Origin of the sequence: Rhizobium oryzihabitans (genome assembly GCF_010669145.1) — a bacterium.
GTDB lineage: Bacteria > Pseudomonadota > Alphaproteobacteria > Rhizobiales > Rhizobiaceae > Agrobacterium > Agrobacterium oryzihabitans.
This window is the reverse complement of record NZ_CP048632.1, coordinates 831,725-852,390: the sequence shown is the minus strand read 5'-3', so window position 1 is coordinate 852,390 and position 20,666 is coordinate 831,725. Positions and strand designations below refer to the sequence as shown.

Here is a 20,666-nt window from a genome sequence, read left to right as displayed (position 1 = left end):
TTGGAGGAAACATTATGTCGAGCAGCAATCCCGGTTTTTCAACGCTGGCCGTGCACGCAGGCGCGCAGCCTGATCCGACCACCGGCGCGCGCGCGACGCCTATCTATCAGACGACGGCCTATGCCTTCCGTGATGCCGATCACGCTGCCGCGCTGTTCGGATTGAAAGAGTTTGGCAATATCTACACGCGCATCATGAACCCCACCCAGGCGGTTCTGGAAGAACGTGTCGCAGCCCTCGAGGGCGGCACGGCGGCACTCGCCGTCGCATCCGGTCACGCCGCTCAATTGCTCGTCTTCCACACGCTGCTGCAACATGGTGACAACTTCATTTCCGCCCGCCAGCTTTATGGCGGCTCCATCAATCAGTTCGGCCATGCCTTCAAGGGCTTCGACTGGCAGGTGCGCTGGGCCGATGCGACCGACCCGGCCAGTTTCGAACGGCAGATCGATGAGCGCACACGCGCCATCTTCATTGAAAGTCTTGCCAATCCCGGCGGCACATTCGTGGATATCGCCGCAATCGCCGATGTCGCCCACCGGCATGGCCTGCCGCTCATCGTCGACAACACCATGGCCAGCCCCTATCTGCTGCGGCCGCTGGAGCATGGTGCGGATATCGTGCTGCATTCGCTGACGAAATTCCTCGGCGGCCATGGCAATTCCATGGGCGGCATCATTGTCGACGGCGGCACCTTCGACTGGTCGGCGACGGACAGATATCCGGCGCTCTCCCAGCCCCGTCCGGAATATTCAGGCGTCGTGCTGCACCAGACCTTCGGCAATTTCGCTTTCGCCATCGCCTGCCGCGTGCTTGGCTTGCGCGATCTTGGCCCGGCGATCTCGCCGTTCAATGCCTTCCTCATCCTCACCGGCATAGAAACCCTGCCGCTGCGCGTTCAGCGCCACTCCGACAATGCGCTGGCCGTCGCCAAATGGCTGAAGGCGCATCCGAAGGTCGGCTGGGTGCATTATGCCGGGCTGGAAGACAGCGACAACTATGCCATCCAGCAGCATTATTCACCAAAGGGAGCAGGCTCCGTCTTCACCTTCGGCATCAAGGGCGGTTATGCCGCCGGCAAGGCGCTGGTGGAAGGTCTGCAGCTTTTCTCCCATCTCGCCAATATCGGCGATACACGCTCGCTGGTCATCCATCCTGCTTCCACGACACATGCGCAGCTGACACCGGAACAGCAGACGGCGGCAGGTGCCGGACCGGATGTTGTGCGCCTGTCGATCGGTATCGAGGACGTCAAGGACATCATCGCCGATCTCGAACAATCGCTTTCGAAGATTTGAGGGCCGGGGTCATTATGACGAATTTTCTGACATTCGATGATGTCTCGGCCGAGGTGGAGCACGGCGCGCCTGCGCCGGAAAGGCTGATTTCCGGCGATCCCAGATTCACCACATGGAATCTGGAGGAAGCGCCCGGCGGCATCTATGCCGGCATCTGGCAATCCACGCCCGGCAAATGGCGTGTGGTTTATGACGAATGGGAATATTTCAGCATTCTGGAGGGCCACTCGATCCTGACCGAGGATGGTGGCGAGCCGCGCCACCTGAAGCCGGGCGACAGGCTGATCCTGCGGCCGGGCTTTGCGGGCACGTGGGAGGTCGTGGAAACGACGCGTAAGGATTATGTCATCCGGCTGTAGGGGCCGGATGATTCATAAATTCGTCAGCTAGGGGAGGCCATTTCCGAAATGGCTGTCACCAGCTGAGATCGAGCCGCTCCAGGCCATGGAAATGATAGACATCCTTGACCCTGAGCGGCTTGGCGATCTTCAGGCCAGGCAGGCGTTTGAAAAGCAGCGGCAGGGCAAGGTTCAGTTCCAGCCTTGCCAGCGGCGCGCCGATGCAGAAATGGATGCCGGCGCCGAAGGAGACGTTGGCGCCCTCATTCCGGTCCGGCCTGAAGGCCAGCGGATCGGAGAACTTGGCCGGATCGAGATTGGCTGCCGCCAGAATGAGACTGACCTTGTCGCCGCGTTTGAATTCCACGCCGTCGATCTCGACCGGCTCCAGAACCCAGCGCTGGAAGATATGGACGGGTGCGCAGATGCGCAGCGTCTCCTCCACCGTGCGTTCCGTGGCCGTCTCGTCGTGGAACAGGGCATCCGGGGAAATGCCGCTTTCCAGAATGATGCGCACGGAATTGCCGATCTGGTGCACGGTTGCCTCGTGCCCGGCATTCAATAGAACGATGGTGGTGGAGATGAGCTCGTCGTCGGTGAGATACTGGCCCTTATGTTCCGTGTGGATCATGTGGCTCAGGAGATCGTCCTTCGGCTCCGCCCGCCGCTCGGCAATCACGCTGCGCACATAGTCCGAGAATTCATGGGCCGCCTTGTCGGCCAGAAGCTCGTCCTCGGGGGTGCGCTTGAACATGTACATGCCGACATAGGCATGTGACCATTTCAGCAGCTGCGGGCCCATCTCCTCGGGAATGCCGATCATCCGCGCGATCATCGTCACCGGAATGATGTCGGCATAGGAAGAGAGGAGTTCCGTCTCGCCGTTCCGTTCGAAGGCGTCGATCAGGCGGTTGGCGAGTTCCTCGATTTCCGGCTTCATCTTGTCGACATGCCGCGACACGAAGGCGCGGTTGATGAGCGTGCGCAGGCGGGTGTGTTCCGGCGGTTCCAGTTCCAGCAGCGAATGCTGCTCGGCGGCATCAAAATGCTTCACATGGTCCTGCGGTTGGGGAAGGCCTATTTCCTCGCGGCTCGCCACATGCAGGATCTGCCGTCCGAACCGGCGGTCGCGCAGAAGGGCGCTGACATGGTCGTATCCGGTGAAGAACCATTGCCGCTGTTCTTCCCAGTAGAAGGTGGGACACTCCGCATGCAGGGCGGCATAGACCGGGTTCGGGTCGTTGTAGAAGGCCGGATCGCGGGCGTTGAGCGAAACGCGGCGTGTGGCAGGGTCGATTTTGAGAAAGGGAAATGTCGCTGTCATGCCCATGGTTTATTCCGCACTTGATGCTTTTGGAAGGGCATGAAAAAGCCCCTCATCGTGTTTTCTGACTGTCACCGTGTGGTTACCTTGTCACCGGCTGGCGATGGCCGATATCCGGTTCAGTGCAGCGACCTGCCGGTCGGCATTGTTGTCCATCGGGTTTTCGTCCCGGTCAGGAGAGGGCACGACGACATTGGCTGAATTGACGTGGAGGACGGTTCTGTTGCGGCCGGCTTTTTTTGCCGCATAGAGCGCGCGGTCGGCCTCGGTCATCATCACGCTCAGGTCGGCATCCCTGATCGTGGCTTCGGATATGCCGACACTCGTCGTAACCTCGATGCTTTCGCCACGCGCAGTGATCTTCGACTGGCGCAGATTGCTGCGGATGGCTTCCGCCAGCGTCACCGTGCTGGAAGGGCTTTCCACTTCCGCCACCAGCGCGAACTCCTCACCGCCCATCCTGACGAAGAGGCCGCGATCGCCGATGACGCGCTGCGCCATCGTGCAGAAGTGCACGAGAACCGCGTCACCGGACTGGTGGCCATATTTGTCATTGATCTTCTTGAAGTGGTCGATGTCGAACAGCACCAGCGCCACATAGCGGTCGGAGGCCGGCGACCGCTTTTTGATGCGGTCGAATTCCTCCAGAAGACCGCGCCGGTTGAGAACGCCGGTTAGATGATCGGTCATGGCGAGCCGGTGAAGACGAATTTCCGTGTCCTCCATGATGATCTTGGCGCTGATCATGATGATGGCCGTGAAGCCGAGCATGCCGGAAATGGAGAGCGCCGACGTCATGGGAATGGCGTTGGGAACCGCGGCATTGGCGGGGATGACGATGGATGCGACGAGCGCCCCGGCAAAAGCCTGCAGGATCAGGATCGTGGCCAGTACCTTTCGGCTGCGTGTTGTGCGCGCCCTGCTGGCCAGAAGGACACCGGCGAGCATGAAATAGCCCGTGGCCGCGCTGGCATGATAGAGCAGGATGCGGGCGACCATGTCTTCGCGCACGGGCGGCACGAGCATTCCGGCGATCCACAACAGGGCCGGAATTGCAATCCAGCCGCCGAGTTTCCGCTGCTCCAGGCATAACAGGCCCGCGAGCCAGAAACCGAAGGCGGACAGCGCCAGCGTATTGCCGACCTGAATGGATAGAAAACTGGAAATATCCCCGCGAAACGCCACCATCACCGTGCCGAATCCTGTGGCGAGAAAGCCGGCGGCGAAGTAGAGATTATGCTGGCGGGAAGGGCGGTGCAGCCACAGCGTTCCCAAAAGCACAGCAAGGGTGAACGTTTCCGCCGCCCACAGTAGCGTGCTCGTCTTTGCATCCAGCATTGCAAAATCCTATCTGCGCCATCATGCGGTAAAAGCGGGCTCTTTCGCACGAGGTGCGTTATGCCCGCTGGAATTGTTGAGCTGCCATTTCGCCTCAGGGAGGCTCCTGTCTCCTGTTGGAAACCGGAAATTCGCGGCCGCAGTATCAGCCGCAAATACCTAACGAGTTCTTGCCGGTAAGAAGTTATATCTGTGCATGACCACCGGTTTTTATGTCTGCGCTCCGTCCCTGTGAAAAATAATGCCGTTAAGGGAGAGTGGTCCTGCGGGCGCCGGGCAGTTCGAAGTCGCTGCCCGCACCGGCGGCAAAGGCCTGCAATCGCTGTTGAGCCGTTAAGGATATGCGGCTTCGTGTCTTGAAGTACGGGGCAGGGACACTCTATGTAGGGAGAATGAAGGTTAGAAGTGATTCCGGAGCGGTTTTTCGCGAAGGGCAGAGTTTGACAAAGGACGGACATGAAAAATCCAGTTGATACCGCCATGGCTCTGGTGCCGATGGTCGTAGAGCAGACCAATCGCGGCGAACGCTCCTACGACATATTTTCCCGTCTTCTCAAGGAACGCATCATTTTCCTCACCGGTCCGGTGGAAGACCAGATGGCTTCGCTCGTTTGCGCGCAGCTGCTTTTCCTCGAGGCTGAGAACCCCAAAAAGGAAATCGCGCTCTACATCAATTCGCCGGGTGGCGTCGTGACCGCCGGCATGGCGATCTACGATACGATGCAGTTCATCCGCCCTGCGGTTTCCACGCTCTGCGTGGGCCAGGCCGCATCCATGGGTTCGCTGCTTCTGGCCGCTGGCGAGAAGGGAATGCGCTTTGCAACCCCGAACGCCCGCATCATGGTTCACCAGCCTTCCGGTGGTTTCCAGGGCCAGGCTTCGGACATCGAGCGTCACGCCCGTGACATAATCAAGATGAAACGTCGCCTTAATGAAGTCTACGTGAAGCACACCGGCCGCACGCTCGAAGAGGTTGAAAAAACCCTTGATCGCGACCACTTCATGGATGCAGACGAGGCGAAGGACTGGGGTGTGATCGACAAGATCCTCACCTCGCGCCAGGAAATGGAAGGCGCCGCCGCGAATTGAGGCGCGATGCTTTTTTGACGTTTGTTTAACCCCGGAAAGTAATTTCGGGGCTTTCAACCGGAACAGAAAGCGATATTAGTGTATATAAAGGCTGTGTTGAATTTTTATGACGTGGCCTTTGGTTTGATGGGGAATTCGTTGCAGCCGGTTGTCAGCTCCTGTATCTGATACGGCTAGTACCCCGGGAAACGAGGCGGATACGGTGATGCACCCCAAGGGCTGCCGTATCGGCGGGCGGTAAGTTGACCGCGATCCGTTTGGCGGACCTGCGGCGTGCTGGAAGGAAAGAGATATGAGCAAAGTCAGCGGCAGCAACGGCGGCGACTCTAAAAATACACTCTATTGTTCATTCTGCGGCAAGAGCCAGCACGAAGTCCGGAAACTCATTGCCGGGCCGACAGTATTCATCTGCGATGAATGCGTCGAATTGTGCATGGACATCATCCGCGAGGAGAACAAGACGTCGATGGTGAAGTCGCGCGAGGGTGTTCCCACCCCGCAGGACATCATCAAGATCCTCGACGAATATGTCATCGGCCAGAAACAGGCGAAGAAAATCCTGTCTGTTGCCGTTCACAACCATTACAAGCGCCTCGCGCACGCCTCCAAGAACGGCGATGTCGAGCTTGCGAAGTCGAACATCATGCTCGTCGGTCCGACGGGTTGCGGCAAGACCTATCTTGCCCAGACGCTCGCCCGCATCATCGACGTTCCCTTCACCATGGCGGATGCAACGACGCTGACCGAAGCCGGGTATGTCGGCGAGGACGTGGAAAACATCATCCTGAAGCTGCTGCAGTCTGCGGATTACAATGTCGAACGCGCCCAGCGCGGCATCGTCTATATCGACGAAGTCGACAAGATTTCCCGCAAGTCGGACAATCCCTCCATCACGCGTGACGTGTCGGGCGAGGGCGTCCAGCAGGCGCTTCTGAAGATCATGGAAGGCACGGTCGCTTCCGTGCCGCCGCAGGGCGGCCGCAAGCATCCGCAGCAGGAATTCCTGCAGGTGGATACGACCAACATCCTGTTCATCTGCGGCGGCGCCTTTGCCGGGCTCGACAAGATCATCTCGGCCAGGGGTGAAAAGACCTCGATCGGCTTCGGTGCCACTGTCAAGGCGGAAGACGATCGTCGCGTCGGCGAAGTGCTGCGCGAACTGGAGCCGGAAGATCTGGTGAAGTTCGGCCTCATCCCGGAATTCATCGGCCGTCTGCCGGTTCTGGCGACGCTGGAGGATCTCGACGAGGATGCGCTGATCCAGATCCTGTCGGAACCGAAGAACGCGCTGGTCAAGCAGTATCAGCGCCTGTTCGAGATGGAAGATGTGGAATTGACCTTCCACGAGGACGCGCTGCGCGAGATCGCCCGTAAGGCAATCACCCGCAAGACCGGTGCCCGTGGCCTGCGCTCGATCATGGAGAAGATCCTTCTGGATACCATGTTCGAACTGCCGACGCTGGAAGGCGTGCGCGAGGTTGTGATCTCCAACGATGTCGTCAGCGGCGTCGCTCGTCCGCTCTACATCTATGCGGATCGTCAGGAAGAAAAGACCAACGTTTCCGCCTGATAGGCTGATCCGGTCTGGTATGAATTGGAAGGCCCGCACCCGTGCGGGCCTTTTCTGTTGGGCCAGGGTGTGAAACTTGCGCCTAACTTGGCTGAGCCCGATTTTGCGTTTGGAGCGGATTGCGCTTTGCTGATAAAGTCTTACAACTGATTTGCAGCGCGATATGACGGAAATGTGAATTACCGTCGGCGACCCGGTTCCTGGCCTTCAAGGATAACCGGAAATGTCGGGAGTAATGGCCGGCGCTGGGTTTTGTTGAATTTTACGGTCTTGCCGCTGCGCGGGGCCGTCTCTTCCGGTGACTTGAAATCGGTGTTTCGAAACTCCACTTTCAGTCTCGAGAAATGAATATGCCGGACGCCCCAAGACGTCCTGCAAAGTGTCCCGAAAGGGACCATGGAAAGGAAATGATATGACGAACATCACGTCTGCGGCATCTGGCGGTACCTATCCGGTACTTCCCCTGCGCGACATTGTCGTTTTCCCGCATATGATCGTTCCCCTGTTCGTCGGGCGGGAAAAATCCATTCGCGCGCTCGAGGAAGTCATGGGTTCGGACAAGCAGATCATGCTTGTCACCCAGATCAACGCCAGCGATGACGATCCAACCCCGGACGCCATCCACAAGGTCGGCACGGTTGCCAATGTTCTCCAGCTCCTGAAGCTGCCCGATGGCACTGTCAAGGTTCTGGTGGAAGGCAAGGGCCGCGCCCAGATCGATGAATATACCGGCCGCGAGGATTTCTACGAGGCGTCTGCGACGCCGTTGCAGGAGCCTGCCGAAGATCCCGTCGAGATCGAGGCCCTGTCGCGTTCGGTCGTTTCGGAATTCGAGAGCTATGTGAAGCTCAACAAGAAGATCTCGCCCGAGGTTGTCGGCGCTGCCGGTCAGATCGACGATTATTCGAAGCTGGCCGATACGGTCGCTTCGCACCTGTCGATCAAGATCACCGAAAAGCAGGAAATGCTGGAAACCGTCAGCGTGAAGCAGCGGCTTGAAAAGGCGCTCGGCTTCATGGAAGGCGAAATTTCCGTGCTTCAGGTCGAGAAGCGTATCCGCTCGCGCGTCAAGCGCCAGATGGAGAAGACGCAGCGCGAATATTATCTGAACGAACAGATGAAGGCGATCCAGAAGGAACTCGGCGACGGCGAAGATGGCCGGGACGAGATGGCCGAACTGGAAGAGCGCATCGCCAAGACCAAGCTTTCCAAGGAGGCCAAGGACAAGGCCGAGGCGGAAATGAAGAAGCTTCGCCAGATGAGCCCGATGTCTGCGGAAGCGACTGTCGTGCGCAACTATCTGGACTGGCTGCTGGGTCTGCCATGGGGCAAGAAGTCGAAGATCAAGACCGACCTCAACGCCGCCGAGACCATCCTCGATCAGGATCATTTCGGTCTGGACAAGGTCAAGGAGCGTATCGTCGAGTATCTGGCAGTGCAGGCGCGCGCCACCAAGATCCGTGGCCCCATCCTGTGCCTCGTCGGCCCTCCGGGCGTCGGCAAGACCTCGCTCGCCAAGTCGATCGCCAAGGCGACCGGCCGCGAATACGTGCGCATGGCGCTGGGTGGCGTTCGTGACGAGGCGGAAATCCGCGGTCACCGCCGTACCTATATCGGCTCCATGCCGGGCAAGATCGTCCAGTCGATGAAGAAGGCCAAGAAGGCGAACCCGCTCTTCCTGCTCGACGAAATCGACAAGATGGGCATGGATTTCCGTGGCGACCCGTCGTCTGCCCTGCTGGAAGTTCTCGATCCGGAACAGAACTCCACCTTCATGGACCACTACCTTGAAGTGGAATACGACCTGTCCGACGTGATGTTCGTGACCACGGCCAACACGCTGAACATTCCGGGTCCCCTGATGGACCGTATGGAAGTGATCCGCATCGCCGGTTACACGGAAGACGAAAAGCGCGAAATCGCCAAGCGTCACCTGTTGCCGAAGGCGATCAAGGAACATGCCCTGCGTCCGGAAGAGTTCTCGGTCAGCGATGACGCTCTGATGATCGTGATCCAGCAATACACCCGCGAGGCGGGCGTGCGCAGCTTCGAGCGCGAGCTGATGAAGCTTGCACGAAAGGCCGTGACCGAGATCATCAAGGGCAAGGTCAAGTCCGTGGAAGTCACCGCAGCCAACGTTCCGGATTATCTGGGCGTTCCGCGGTTCCGCCACGGCGAGGCCGAGCGCGAGGATCAGGTCGGTGTCGTCACCGGTCTTGCCTGGACGGAAGTCGGCGGTGAGCTGCTCACCATCGAAGGCGTGATGATGCCGGGCAAGGGCCGCATGACGGTGACCGGCAACCTCAAGGAAGTGATGAAGGAATCCATTTCGGCAGCGGCATCCTATGTCCGTTCGCGCGCCGTGGATTTCGGCATCGAGCCGCCGCGTTTCGACAAGAGCGACATCCACGTCCACGTTCCGGAAGGGGCAACCCCGAAGGACGGACCGTCCGCCGGTGTTGCCATGGCAACCGCCATCGTCTCCATCATGACCGGCATTCCGGTCTCCAAGGATGTGGCGATGACGGGCGAGATCACCCTGCGTGGTCGCGTGCTGCCTATTGGCGGCCTGAAGGAAAAGCTGCTTGCAGCACTTCGTGGCGGCATCAAGAAGGTGCTGATCCCGGAAGAGAACGCCAAGGATCTGGCGGAGATTCCGGACAATGTGAAGAACGAGATGGAAATCATCCCGGTTTCGCGCATGGGCGAGGTCATCGAACACGCGCTGCTTCGCAAGCCGGAGCCCATCGAGTGGGACGGCAGCATCGAAACGCCTGTCATCGCCACCGTTGAGGGTGTCGACGAAGGCGGTCAGACGATCGCGCATTGATCAAGGCATCGACGCGGAGGCCGGAATCGGTTTTCGCAAAAGGTGATGCATAGAATCAATGCGTTAGGTGCCGGAAGGCACAGGCGGCGCTTCGGCCCGCGCAAGTGATGCCAATTTGGCACGAATATGTGGAAGGCCGGCAGAAATGTCGGCCTTTTTTGTGAAAAAAATCGCAGACCCCTTGTTTTTCAGGCGATTCCAGCGCTTTTGGGTTGCTGCGCGTGGATGTAAACGTATTCTGCGCCGGCTTAATTCCGAGTCGTTTCAAACCATTGAAAGGGGTGGAAACATGAACAAGAACGAGCTCGTCTCTGCTGTTGCCGAAAAGGCTGGTCTCACGAAGGCAGATGCTGCTTCCGCTGTTGATGCCGTATTCGAAACCGTACAGAACGAACTGAAGAGCGGTGGCGACATCCGTCTCGCTGGCTTCGGCAGCTTCTCCGTTAGCCGCCGTGAAGCCTCCAAGGGCCGTAACCCTTCCACGGGTGCTGAAGTCGATATCCCGGCTCGCAACGTGCCGAAGTTTTCCGCAGGCAAGGGCCTGAAGGACGCTGTCAACTCGTAAGGTTTCCGGAAAGCCGTAACGCCCGGCGGCGGACGTGCGGCTTTTCAGGTTCACGAGGAAACATGTTTTGACGCCCTGACGCCATCAGGCCGGCCCGAAAACCGGGCGGCTCTTCGAAAAGCTCTTTTCGGACAGCCCAGTTTTTCAACCGGCAGGATGATAATTGAAAGTAGGGGAGCGCGCCTGTGTAGCCCCCATCCGGTCACACGGCGTTCCGATACGCGGAATGTGCGCATAAACAAGAAAGCCCGGCCTTTATGGTCGGGCTTTTTGATTCCAACATGAAATGTCATGCCACTGTCATGTCTTTGACGCAGAAGCCATGGGGTGTTTCTGGACCCAAGGGGGATTACAATGGCGTTCCGATTTTCTCACATGGCTTTGACCGCTGCTCTGCTCACATCCGCAGCCTTTCCGGCTGTGGCCGAGCCGGTATTCAACCGCATCGCATCGTTTCCGGTGGCGAAGAACCTTCCCGCGGACAAGGACGCCAAGTCCGTCACATCCGCTGAGATCGTCACTGCCAGCGAAGACGGCAAGACGCTGATCTATTCGGACAGCCCGCTTGGCGGCATCGGCTTCATCGACATCACGGACGCCAAGGCTCCCAAGGCCGGCGGCGCTTTGCTGCTTGAAGGCGAACCGACTTCGGTTGCTGCTGCAGGCGTCAAGGTTCTGGCCGGCGTCAACACGTCGGAAAACCGCGCCAAGCCCTCCGGCAAGCTGGTCACGGTCGATATCGCCACCAAGAAGATTGAAGCAAGCTGTGATCTCGGCGGTCAGCCCGATTCGGTTGCCGTTTCCCCCGACAAGACCTTTGCCGCTATCGCGATCGAAAACGAGCGCGACGAAGAGGTGAACGAAGGCGCCCTGCCGCAGATGCCTGCCGGTTATCTGGTCACCGTTGGCCTGAAAAACGGTGTTGCCGACTGTGCGACGCTGAAGAAGATCGAACTGACCGGCCTTGCTGAAATTGCCCCGGAAGATCCGGAGCCGGAATTCGTGTCGATCAACGCAAATGGCGAGATCGCGCTCACGCTGCAGGAAAACAACCATATCGTCATCATCGACGGCAAGACCGGCACGGTGAAGACGCATTTCTCCGCCGGCAAGGTCGATCTGGAAGGCATCGATACGAAGTCCGACGGCCAGCTGAAGTTCACTGACAAGCAGGAAGGCCGCAAGCGCGAGCCCGACGCCGTGAAGTGGCTCGACAATGACCGCATCGTCATCGCCAACGAAGGTGACTGGCAGGGCGGTTCGCGCGGCTTCACCATCTTCGACAAGACCGGCAAGCTCCTCTATGAAGCCGGCTCCTCGCTCGAACATGCGGTCGCGGCTATCGGCCACTATCCGGAAAAGCGCTCCAAGGCCAAGGGCATCGAGCCGGAAGGCCTGGAAGCGGCGACATTCGGCGATCAGAAGTATTTCTTCGTCCTTTCCGAGCGTGGCTCCATCGTCGCGGTCTACAAGGACACCGGAAAAGAGCCGGAACTGACGCAGCTTTTGCCGTCTGGCATTTCGCCGGAAGGCGCTGTCGCCATCCCGTCGCGCAATCTTTTCGTGACCGCGAACGAGGTCGATCTGGTTGAGGATGGCGGTGCCCGTTCGCACGTCATGATCTATGAGCGCGCTGAAGGCACGGCTGCCTATCCGCAGCTCGTCTCCGCCACCGTCGACGGCGCCCCGATCGGCTGGGGTGCTCTTTCCGGTCTGGTCGGCGATGCCGAGAAGCCCGGCATTCTCTATGCCGTGTCCGACTCGGTCTATGGCAACCAGCCGTCGATCTACACCATCGATGCGACGAAGAAGCCTGCCACCATCACCAGCGTCCTGCGCATTAAGCGTGACGGTATCGCGGCCCAGAAACTCGACATCGAAGGCATCACGCTCGATGGCAAGGGCGGCTTCTGGCTCGCTTCGGAAGGCGATAGCGCCAAGCTCGTCCCGCATGCGCTTTACAACGTCAACGCCAAGGGCGAGATCAAGGCTGAAATCGCTCTGCCGAAGGAACTGCTGGCCGGTGACACCCGCTTCGGTTTCGAAGGCGTGACCATGATCGGCAAGGGCGACGACACCACGCTGTGGATGGCCGTGCAGCGCGAATGGGGAACGGACGAGAAGGGCTTCGTCAAGCTCGTCTCCTACAATCCGAAGTCCAAGGAATGGGGCGCCGTGCGTTACCCGCTCGACAAGACCGAGGCAGGCTGGGTTGGCCTTTCCGAAATCACCGCCCAGGGCGAGCATGTGTATATCGTCGAGCGCGATAACCAGATCGGCGAGAAGGCAAAGATCAAGAAGCTCTACCGCGTTGCGATCGCCGACCTGAAGCCGGGCAAGATCGGCGGGGAGCTGCCGCTGGTGGCCAAGCAGGAAGCGCATGACTTCCTGCCCGACCTCAAGGCCCAGACCAATGGTTATGTCGTCGACAAGCTGGAAGGCTTCACCTTCGACAAGGCGGGAACGGCCTATGCCGTCACCGACAATGACGGCGTCGACGATTCTTCCGGTGAAACGCTGTTCTTCACTGTCGATCTGAAGGCGATCAACTGATCCTTCCAAATGACATCGAAAATGAGAAAAGCCGGGCATGAGCCCGGCTTTTTTATGCGGCAGAGGCAACCCTTGTACGGAGGTGCCTGTCTGGCGCGATGTTTCGCAATGCAGGCCGTCAAACCGGCATTGCCACTTTGCTATCGGTCATCGGGGGATTGTCCGGGGGGGGGGGACGCCAGGCAAAAGCCGCGAACCGATCGCAAAGGATCACCGCCCCATGGAATTCTTGCTTTTGGGAGTATTGTCTTTTTCCGAATCCTGCTGGACCCAGCGGAAAAAAATATAAACAGGCAGCGCAATAAGCGCGAGTGTTACAAACGCGTCGACCATGGTTTCATCCATTATTTCTGCCGCTCATCATGAAACGGCTCGAAAACATTGCCTGAAATCCCTTTAAAAAGTCTGAATCTGCTTATTTTCCCGTATGTTGCAGGGTGGCACACAGATCAGAATCCATTGTCGGAATATGAAACATCCGTGCCGATTTGGATTAGGTGGAAATCGAAAAAAGCGATTCCGACGCCCAGAACGTCAATCCGGCCGCAATAGGCCAGATTGCAGCGGGCAGGGGATGATTCTCAATGCCGGAAATTCGCGGCAAAGAAAAACGTGTTCCGAACAATGTCCGGTCTAACTGCCTGGGAATTTGGAGAGTTTGGAAAATGGTGGGCGATGAGAGACTCGAACTCCCGACATCCTCGGTGTAAACGAGGCGCTCTACCAACTGAGCTAATCGCCCTTCGCGTCCTGCGGATCATGTCCGCCGCGTCGGTGGCCGTGATGTATTCGGATCGGAAAAAAACCGCAAGGGCTTTTATGAAGTTTTTTTGTTTTTTTTCCGGGTCGTATTTTCGTATATGCGTGGCTGACGGCCAAAAGGCTGGAACTGCGGGCTTTTTGGCAAAAACAGAAGCCGCAGCCAGCGCGAACGACGCACGGGGATCTTCCTGCGGACGCCCGCGGCTGTGGACAAGATTTTTGTTTTCGTTGGGAAAAGCCCGCAAAACAGGGCGTTTGCCGGAACGCCTATCAATGGCCATCAGGTTTTTCCCGATCAAAATGAAAAAGCTTATTCTTTTGTCGTGAAACCTGCTTGACACCCCCGCACGAACGCCGTAGTTAGCCGCTCAACGAACAGCCGAGGCTGGTTCGTACGGCGGGACAAGGTCCTGTCCGTCAGGATAAGCGGGTGTAGCTCAGTTGGTTAGAGTGCCGGCCTGTCACGCCGGAGGTCGCGGGTTCGAGCCCCGTCACTCGCGCCATCCTGTTCCTCGGAAAAACGCAGATGAATGTCTGTGGAGCGCGGGTGTAGCTCAGTCGGTTAGAGTGCCGGCCTGTCACGCCGGAGGTCGCGGGTTCGAGCCCCGTCACTCGCGCCATTTCTCTTCCTGAAATGTCTCCTTTGAAAGCTGAATTGACGCGCTGTTTGTGCGGCTCGTTATTGGCCATTTCGGACCATGATTCCCGCGCTCGCAAGCGCGATTTTTCCTGCCATTTATACTCAAGTTTCGATTGGCGCAGATCGTCACTTCGTTGCCATTTTGCCGTAAAATTCGTGTGACTTTTTTGCGGTTGCGTCGTTCAATCGATTATTATTGTATTTGAGGGGCTTAGGTCGGAATTGTGGCCCAAATTTGCGTCAATTCCGGCAATATTGTTGCCAATCAATGCGGCAGGTGTCTTGAAATGGTGCCTAAACTCTTGCAGAGAGAGCGCGGCTGCGCTAACCACTTTGGCGTTGCAACATATTTGTGCGCCTTGAGACTTTTCGGTCCAAAGGCAGGTCCGGCACCCGGCCGGACAGGGAAGAGACCATGACTGAACTCCTCAGTTCCTATATTCCGATCGCAATCTTTATCGGTATCGCTCTTGTCATTGGCCTGGCGCTTCTCATTGCGCCTTTCGCTGTCGCCTACAAGGCGCCGGACCCGGAAAAGCTCTCCGCTTTCGAGTGCGGTTTCAATGCCTTCGATGACGCCCGCATGAAGTTCGATATCCGTTTTTATCTGGTGTCGATCCTCTTCATCATCTTCGATCTGGAAGTCGCCTTCCTCTTCCCCTGGGCGGTGTCTTTTGGTGAGATGGGCTGGTTCGGTTTCTGGTCGATGATGGTGTTCCTTCTCGTCCTCACCATCGGCTTTATCTATGAGTGGAAGAAGGGAGCGCTGGAATGGGCATGAGCCAGAACAACAGCACGCTCGTTGCGCCGCAGCCGAAGGGGATCATCGATCCCTCGACCGGCAAGCCGGTTGGCAGCAACGATGCCTACTTCACGGAAATCAATGACGAGCTGGCCGACAAGGGCTTCCTCGTCACCTCGACCGACGAGCTGATCACCTGGGCGCGCACCGGCTCCCTGATGTGGATGCAGTTCGGTCTCGCCTGCTGCGCCGTCGAAGGCCTGATGCAGGCGTCCGGTCCGCGTTATGACATGGAGCGCTTCGGTGTCGCCCCGCGCGCCTCACCGCGCCAGTCGGACGTGATGATCGTCGCCGGCACGCTGACCAACAAGATGGCGCCGGCTCTGCGCAAGGTCTATGACCAGATGCCTGAGCCGCGTTACGTCATCTCCATGGGCTCCTGCGCCAATGGCGGCGGTTATTATCACTATTCCTACGCTGTCGTGCGCGGCTGCGACCGCGTCGTGCCGGTGGATATCTACGTTCCGGGCTGTCCCCCCACGGCGGAGGCGCTGCTTTATGGCGTGCTTCTGCTGCAGAAGAAGATTCGTCGTACCGGTACGATCGAGCGCTAAGGGCAAAGGACGGATTAAGAATGAGCGAAGCTCTCAACGATCTTGCTGCTTACGTTAAGGAAGCGCGCGGTTCCCTCGTGGTGTCGGCTGATATCGCCTATGGCGAACTGACGCTGAACACGACGCCTGAAAGTGTGATCGCGCTTTTGACCTTCCTGCGTGACGATGTGCAGTGCGGTTTTGTCAACATCATCGACATATGCGGCGTTGACTGGCCGCAGCGCGAAAAGCGTTTCGATGTCGTCTATCACCTGCTGTCGCCGCGCCAGAACCTGCGCGTCCGCATCAAGCTGCAGGTAGCGGAAGACGAGGGCGTGCCGTCTTCGACCTCCGTTTACATGGGTGCCGAGTGGTTCGAGCGCGAAGCCTGGGACATGTATGGCATTCCGTTCGAAGGCCACAAGGACCTTCGCCGTATCCTCACGGATTACGGTTTCGAAGGCCATCCGCTGCGCAAGGATTTTCCGGTTACCGGCTTTGTGGAAGTACGTTACGATGACGTACTGAAACGGGTTCTTTATGAACCGGTCGAACTGAAGCAGGAATTCCGCAACTTCGATTTCCTCTCCCCATGGGAAGGAACCGAATATGTTCTCCCGGGTGACGAAAAGGCCAAGCAATGAGCCAAGCCCCCGCGACAGAGCATGCGCAATGTCTTTGCGGCGCCGTCGGCCTCAAGGCCGCGATCGGTGCCCGTGAATTTGGCGTTTGCCATTGCTCCATGTGCCGCCGCTGGTCCGGCGGTGCGTTTCTGGCTGTCGAATGCGCTGATATCTCCGTCGAAAACGAAGAGAACCTCGGCGTCTATTCCTCGTCGGAATGGGGTGAGCGCTGCTTCTGCAAGACCTGCGGCAGCACGCTGATGTGGCGTTCCAAGGACGGCAAGCATTTTGCCGTTTCGCTGCAGGCTTTCGACAACCCTTCCAGTTTCAAGTTCGCGTCGCAGATTTTCACGGATGAGAAGCCTTCGAGCTATTCTTTCGCCGAAACCACGCAGAACATGACCGGCCCCGAATTCATCGCCATGATCACCTCGGCGGAGCACTAGAATGACTGAGCATAACGTCCGCAATTTCACGATCAACTTCGGTCCGGAACATCCGTCCGCGCACGGCGTGCTGCGTCTGGTTCTGGAACTGGACGGCGAAATCGTCGAGCGCGTCGATCCGCATATCGGTCTTCTGCACCGCGGCACCGAAAAGCTGATCGAGACCAAGACCTATCTGCAGGCCGTTCCCTATTTCGACCGCCTCGACTATGTCGCGCCGATGAACCAGGAACACGCTTTCGCGCTCGCCGTCGAAAAGCTGCTCGGCCTCGAAATTCCGATGCGCGGTCAGTTGATCCGCGTGCTTTATTCGGAAATCGGCCGCATCCTGTCGCACATCATGAACGTGACGACGCAGGCTATGGACGTCGGCGCGATGACGCCGCCGGTCTGGGGCTTCGAAGAACGCGAAAAGCTGATGGTGTTCTATGAGCGCGCCTGCGGCGCGCGCATGCACTCGGCCTACGTTCGTCCGGGCGGCGTGCATCAGGACCTGCCGCCGGAACTGGTCGATGATATCGGCAAGTGGTGCGACCCGTTCCTCACCGTTCTCGACAATATCGAGGGCCTGCTGACCGATAACCGCATCTACAAGCAGCGTAACGTCGATATCGGCGTCGTTTCGCTTGAAGACGCCTTCGCCTGGGGTTTCACGGGCGTGATGGTGCGCGGCTCGGGCGCTGCCTGGGATTTGCGCCGCGCGCAGCCCTATGAGTGCTATTCCGATCTCGAATTCGACATTCCCGTCGGCAAGAACGGCGACTGCTATGATCGTTACCTGATCCGCATGCAGGAAATGCGCGAATCCGTGAAAATCATGAAGCAGTGCGTCGATCTTCTTTCTGGCAAGCACCGCATCGGCCCTGTCTCCTCGCTCGATGGCAAGGTAGTTCCGCCGAAGCGTGGCGAGATGAAGCGTTCGATGGAAGCGCTGATCCACCACTTCAAGCTCTACACCGAAGGTTATCACGTTCCGGCCGGCGAAGTTTACGCCGCCGTCGAAGCGCCGAAGGGCGAGTTCGGCGTTTACGTGGTCGCAGACGGTTCGAACAAGCCTTACCGCTGCAAGATCCGCGCTCCGGGTTACGCACACCTGCAGGCTATGGATTTCCTGTGCAAGGGCCATCAGCTTGCCGACGTTACAGCCGTTCTCGGCTCCCTCGACATCGTGTTCGGGGAGGTCGACCGCTGATGCGTCTGCCGCTCGCCATTCCGGCTTTTCTTGCTGCGATGTCGACCCCCGTTCTCGCCCAGACGGCGACGGACGAGGGCGGCGTATCGCTGTCGAGCGGCGGCGGTTCCACTATCAAGCAGCTTCTGTCTTCGGGATTCGAGATCAAGGCCTCGGTTCCCAATGGCAGCAAGTTCATCGTGTTCATGCAGAAAGACAAGGCGGCTTACGCCTGCGAATTCGTCACGGTGGCGAGATCGCGTTGTGAGACGTTAAACTGAAAAGGCGTGAGGAAGTATGTCCGTTCGTCGACTAGCCGAAGATCAGTTCCAGCCCGTGGCATTTGCCTTCAATGCGGAAAATACCGCATGGGCTGAGAAGACGATTCTGAAATATCCCGAGGGACGCCAGCAATCGGCGGTCATCCCGCTGCTCATGCGTGCGCAGGAGCAGGACGGCTGGGTTACCCGCGCCGCCATCGAAAAGATCGCCGACATGCTGGATATGGCCTATATCCGCGTCATGGAAGTGGCGACCTTCTATACCCAGTTCCAGCTGAAGCCGGTTGGCACGCGCGCCCACGTTCAGGTCTGCGGCACCACGCCCTGCATGCTGCGCGGCTCGGAAGCGCTGATGGATGTCTGCCGCAAGAAGATCCACCACGATCCGCTGCACACCAATGAGAGCGGCACGCTCTCCTGGGAAGAAGTGGAATGTCAGGGCGCCTGCGTCAACGCGCCGATGGTCATCATCTTCAAGGATGCCTATGAGGACCTGACGCCAGAGCGTCTGGAAGAGATCATCGACACGTTCGAAGCGGGCAAGGGCGACACCGTCAAGACCGGCCCGCAGATCGACCGTCACGAGTCGGTTCCAGTCGGTGGACTGACGACGCTGACGGAAGAGATCAAGCCGGATCGTTCCAATCTCGACAAGCCGGCCGAAGTGCCTGCGGAAGCCGCACCGGTTCCGCCGTCCAATGCCGCCAAGCCGAAGACCGATGCGCCGGAGACAGATCCGAAGCTGAAGACGCCGGCAAACGAGCCGAAGGCTGCGGAAGCCAACGTCAAGGCCGCCGAAAAGGAAGCTTCGGGATCTGCGAAGCCGTCGCTCGATTCCAAGGATCGTCCGGCGGGTATCGAGAAGCCCGCAACGCCTGACGACCTGAAGCTCATTTCCGGCGTCGGTCCGAAGATCGAAGGCACGCTGCATGAGCTCGGCATCTTCACCTTCGCGCAGGTCGCGGGCTGGAAGAAGGCCGAATGCGACTGGGTTGACGGTTATCTGAATTTCAAGGGCCGCATCGAACGCGACGAGTGGATCAAGCAGGCCGAGGCGCTCGCCAAGGGTGGCGAAGCCGAGTATATCAGGGTCTTCGGCAAGAAGCCGCGGTAAGAGGTGAAGCATGTTAAAAGATCAGGATCGCATCTTTACCAATCTCTACGGCCTCAAGGATAAGTCCCTGAAGGGCGTGAGAGCGCGCGGCCATTGGGACGGCACCAAGCAGATCATCGAAAAGGGCCGTGACTGGATCATCAACGAGATGAAGGCATCAGGCCTTCGCGGTCGCGGCGGCGCTGGCTTCCCGACGGGTCTCAAGTGGTCCTTCATGCCAAAGGAAAATGACGGCCGTCCGCATTATCTCGTCGTGAATGCCGATGAATCCGAGCCCGGCACCTGCAAGGACCGCGAAATCCTGCGCAACGATCCGCATACGCTGATCGAAGGCTGCGTTATCGCCGGTTTCGCCATGGGCGCGCATACCGCCTATATCTACGTTCGCGGCGAATATATGCGCGAGCGTGAGGCGCTGCAGGCGGCCATCGACGAGTGCTACGATGCCGGCCTGCTCGGCAAGAACAACAAGAACGGCTGGGATTTCGACATCTACGTCCATCATGGCGCGGGTGCCTATATCTGCGGCGAAGAGACAGCTCTGCTCGAAAGCCTCGAAGGCAAGAAGGGCCAGCCGCGCCTCAAGCCGCCGTTCCCGGCCAATATGGGTCTCTACGGCTGCCCGACGACCGTCAACAATGTTGAATCGATCGCCGTTGCGCCGACCATCCTGCGCCGTGGCGCTGCATGGTTCTCGTCCATCGGCCGTCCGAACAATGTCGGCACCAAGCTGTTCATGGTGTCAGGCCATGTCGAGCGTCCCTGCACCTTCGAAGATGCGCTGGGCCTGTCCTTCCGTGAGCTGATCGAGCGCCATTGCGGCGGCATTCGCGGCGGCTGGGACAATCTGCTCGGCGTCATCCCCGGCGGCGCATCTTGCCCCATCGTTCGCGGTGAGGACATGAAGGACGCCATCATGGATTTCGACGGCATGCGCGAAGTGAAGTCTTCCTTCGGTACCGGCGGCATGATCGTCATGGACAAGTCCACCGACGTCATCAAGGCGATTGCTCGCATCGCGGCCTTCTTCAAGCATGAAAGCTGCGGCCAGTGCACGCCGTGCCGCGAAGGCACCGGCTGGATGTGGCGCGTGCTGGAGCGCATGGTCAAGGGCAATGCTCAGAAGCGCGAAATCGACATGCTGTTCGAAGTGACGAAGCAGATCGAAGGCCACACCATCTGTGCGCTCGGCGACGCCGCCGCATGGCCGGTACAGGCGCTGATCCGCAATTTCCGTCCGGAAATCGAAAAGCGCATCGACCAATATACCTACAGGGCCATGGATGATGGCGCTGTTCTGGAAGCCGCTGAATAAGCATAGAAGGCTTCGAGCGGAGCCGGAATTTTCCGGCCTCGCGACACCATGAAGCGTCTGGCAGACGACACGAG

Annotated in this window: 19 protein-coding genes and 3 tRNA genes; 18 read left to right on the top strand and 4 right to left on the bottom strand. The window is 58.7% G+C overall.

Annotation, left to right across the window (positions count from 1 at the left end):
• Positions 1-14: 14 nt before the first annotated feature.
• Positions 15-1,298 (top strand): O-acetylhomoserine aminocarboxypropyltransferase, encoded by a 1,284-nt coding sequence (locus G3A56_RS04620; protein WP_003496498.1) that lies wholly within the window; start codon positions 15-17, stop codon positions 1,296-1,298.
• A gap of 14 nt (positions 1,299-1,312) precedes the next feature.
• Positions 1,313-1,657: a cupin domain-containing protein gene (locus tag G3A56_RS04615; RefSeq protein WP_082184139.1), complete on the top strand. Its 345-nt coding sequence runs from the start codon at positions 1,313-1,315 to the stop codon at positions 1,655-1,657.
• 55 nt (positions 1,658-1,712) lie between these two features.
• On the opposite strand, the gene G3A56_RS04610 is transcribed toward G3A56_RS04615, so the two are convergent.
• The gene (locus tag G3A56_RS04610) at positions 1,713-2,966 is read right to left on the bottom strand and encodes a cytochrome P450 (RefSeq protein WP_164056187.1); all 1,254 of its coding nucleotides are present in this window, start codon (positions 2,964-2,966) and stop codon (positions 1,713-1,715) included.
• A gap of 84 nt (positions 2,967-3,050) precedes the next feature.
• Entirely contained in the window at positions 3,051-4,298 is a 1,248-nt protein-coding gene (locus G3A56_RS04605; protein WP_082184140.1) for a GGDEF domain-containing protein, read from the bottom strand.
• A gap of 456 nt (positions 4,299-4,754) precedes the next feature.
• Between G3A56_RS04605 and clpP the strand changes: the two genes are divergently transcribed.
• From clpP to G3A56_RS04580, 5 genes are all read left to right on the top strand, one after another.
• The gene (gene clpP, locus G3A56_RS04600; RefSeq protein ID WP_003496491.1) at positions 4,755-5,387 is read left to right on the top strand and encodes an ATP-dependent Clp endopeptidase proteolytic subunit ClpP; all 633 of its coding nucleotides are present in this window, start codon (positions 4,755-4,757) and stop codon (positions 5,385-5,387) included.
• A gap of 292 nt (positions 5,388-5,679) precedes the next feature.
• A complete protein-coding gene (gene clpX / locus G3A56_RS04595) occupies positions 5,680-6,957 on the top strand; it encodes an ATP-dependent Clp protease ATP-binding subunit ClpX (protein WP_003496489.1) in 1,278 nt (425 codons plus the stop codon).
• Between the two features lie 412 nt (positions 6,958-7,369).
• Positions 7,370-9,787, top strand: coding sequence for an endopeptidase La (lon, locus tag G3A56_RS04590; RefSeq protein ID WP_003496483.1), 2,418 nt, complete (start codon positions 7,370-7,372; stop codon positions 9,785-9,787).
• Between the two features lie 289 nt (positions 9,788-10,076).
• A complete protein-coding gene (gene hupB, locus G3A56_RS04585; protein WP_003496481.1) occupies positions 10,077-10,352 on the top strand; it encodes a DNA-binding protein HupB in 276 nt (91 codons plus the stop codon).
• 354 nt (positions 10,353-10,706) lie between these two features.
• Complete coding sequence (locus tag G3A56_RS04580) at positions 10,707-12,905, top strand: esterase-like activity of phytase family protein (protein ID WP_082184141.1); 2,199 nt, start codon at positions 10,707-10,709, stop codon at positions 12,903-12,905.
• Between the two features lie 210 nt (positions 12,906-13,115).
• Here the strand turns inward: G3A56_RS04580 and G3A56_RS29290 are convergent, their stop codons facing one another.
• The gene (locus G3A56_RS29290) at positions 13,116-13,250 is read right to left on the bottom strand and encodes a hypothetical protein (protein ID WP_003496477.1); all 135 of its coding nucleotides are present in this window, start codon (positions 13,248-13,250) and stop codon (positions 13,116-13,118) included.
• Between the two features lie 321 nt (positions 13,251-13,571).
• Positions 13,572-13,647 (bottom strand) — tRNA-Val (locus tag G3A56_RS04575).
• A gap of 41 nt (positions 13,648-13,688) precedes the next feature.
• Here G3A56_RS04575 and G3A56_RS04570 point away from each other — a divergent pair.
• The 11 genes from G3A56_RS04570 to nuoF all read left to right on the top strand — a co-directional run bounded on the left by G3A56_RS04570 (position 13,689) and on the right by nuoF (position 20,592).
• Positions 13,689-13,994, top strand: coding sequence for a hypothetical protein (locus G3A56_RS04570; RefSeq protein WP_164055980.1), 306 nt, complete (start codon positions 13,689-13,691; stop codon positions 13,992-13,994).
• Positions 13,995-14,093: 99 nt separating this feature from the next.
• Positions 14,094-14,170: transfer RNA gene (locus tag G3A56_RS04565), tRNA-Asp, on the top strand.
• Between the two features lie 40 nt (positions 14,171-14,210).
• A tRNA-Asp gene (locus tag G3A56_RS04560) sits at positions 14,211-14,287 on the top strand.
• A 435-nt stretch (positions 14,288-14,722) separates the two neighbouring features.
• Entirely contained in the window at positions 14,723-15,088 is a 366-nt protein-coding gene (locus G3A56_RS04555) for an NADH-quinone oxidoreductase subunit A (protein ID WP_003496469.1), read from the top strand.
• Complete coding sequence (locus tag G3A56_RS04550) at positions 15,079-15,663, top strand: NuoB/complex I 20 kDa subunit family protein (RefSeq protein WP_003496467.1); 585 nt, start codon at positions 15,079-15,081, stop codon at positions 15,661-15,663. The genes G3A56_RS04555 and G3A56_RS04550 overlap by 10 nt, the downstream gene beginning before the upstream one ends.
• Positions 15,664-15,683: 20 nt before the next feature.
• The gene (locus tag G3A56_RS04545) at positions 15,684-16,286 is read left to right on the top strand and encodes an NADH-quinone oxidoreductase subunit C (protein ID WP_035217676.1); all 603 of its coding nucleotides are present in this window, start codon (positions 15,684-15,686) and stop codon (positions 16,284-16,286) included.
• Positions 16,283-16,711 carry a GFA family protein gene (locus G3A56_RS04540; RefSeq protein WP_082184143.1) on the top strand — a complete coding sequence of 143 codons (429 nt, stop codon included), beginning with the start codon at positions 16,283-16,285 and terminating at the stop codon, positions 16,709-16,711. The genes G3A56_RS04545 and G3A56_RS04540 overlap by 4 nt, the downstream gene beginning before the upstream one ends.
• Position 16,712: 1 nt before the next feature.
• Entirely contained in the window at positions 16,713-17,903 is a 1,191-nt protein-coding gene (locus tag G3A56_RS04535; protein ID WP_003496461.1) for an NADH-quinone oxidoreductase subunit D, read from the top strand.
• The gene (locus G3A56_RS04530; RefSeq protein ID WP_003496459.1) at positions 17,903-18,163 is read left to right on the top strand and encodes a hypothetical protein; all 261 of its coding nucleotides are present in this window, start codon (positions 17,903-17,905) and stop codon (positions 18,161-18,163) included. The genes G3A56_RS04535 and G3A56_RS04530 overlap by 1 nt, the downstream gene beginning before the upstream one ends.
• 16 nt (positions 18,164-18,179) lie before the next feature.
• Positions 18,180-19,277 (top strand): NADH-quinone oxidoreductase subunit E, encoded by a 1,098-nt coding sequence (locus G3A56_RS04525; protein ID WP_082184144.1) that lies wholly within the window; start codon positions 18,180-18,182, stop codon positions 19,275-19,277.
• A 10-nt stretch (positions 19,278-19,287) separates the two neighbouring features.
• Entirely contained in the window at positions 19,288-20,592 is a 1,305-nt protein-coding gene (gene nuoF, locus G3A56_RS04520; RefSeq protein WP_003496455.1) for an NADH-quinone oxidoreductase subunit NuoF, read from the top strand.
• Positions 20,593-20,666 lie beyond the last annotated feature (74 nt).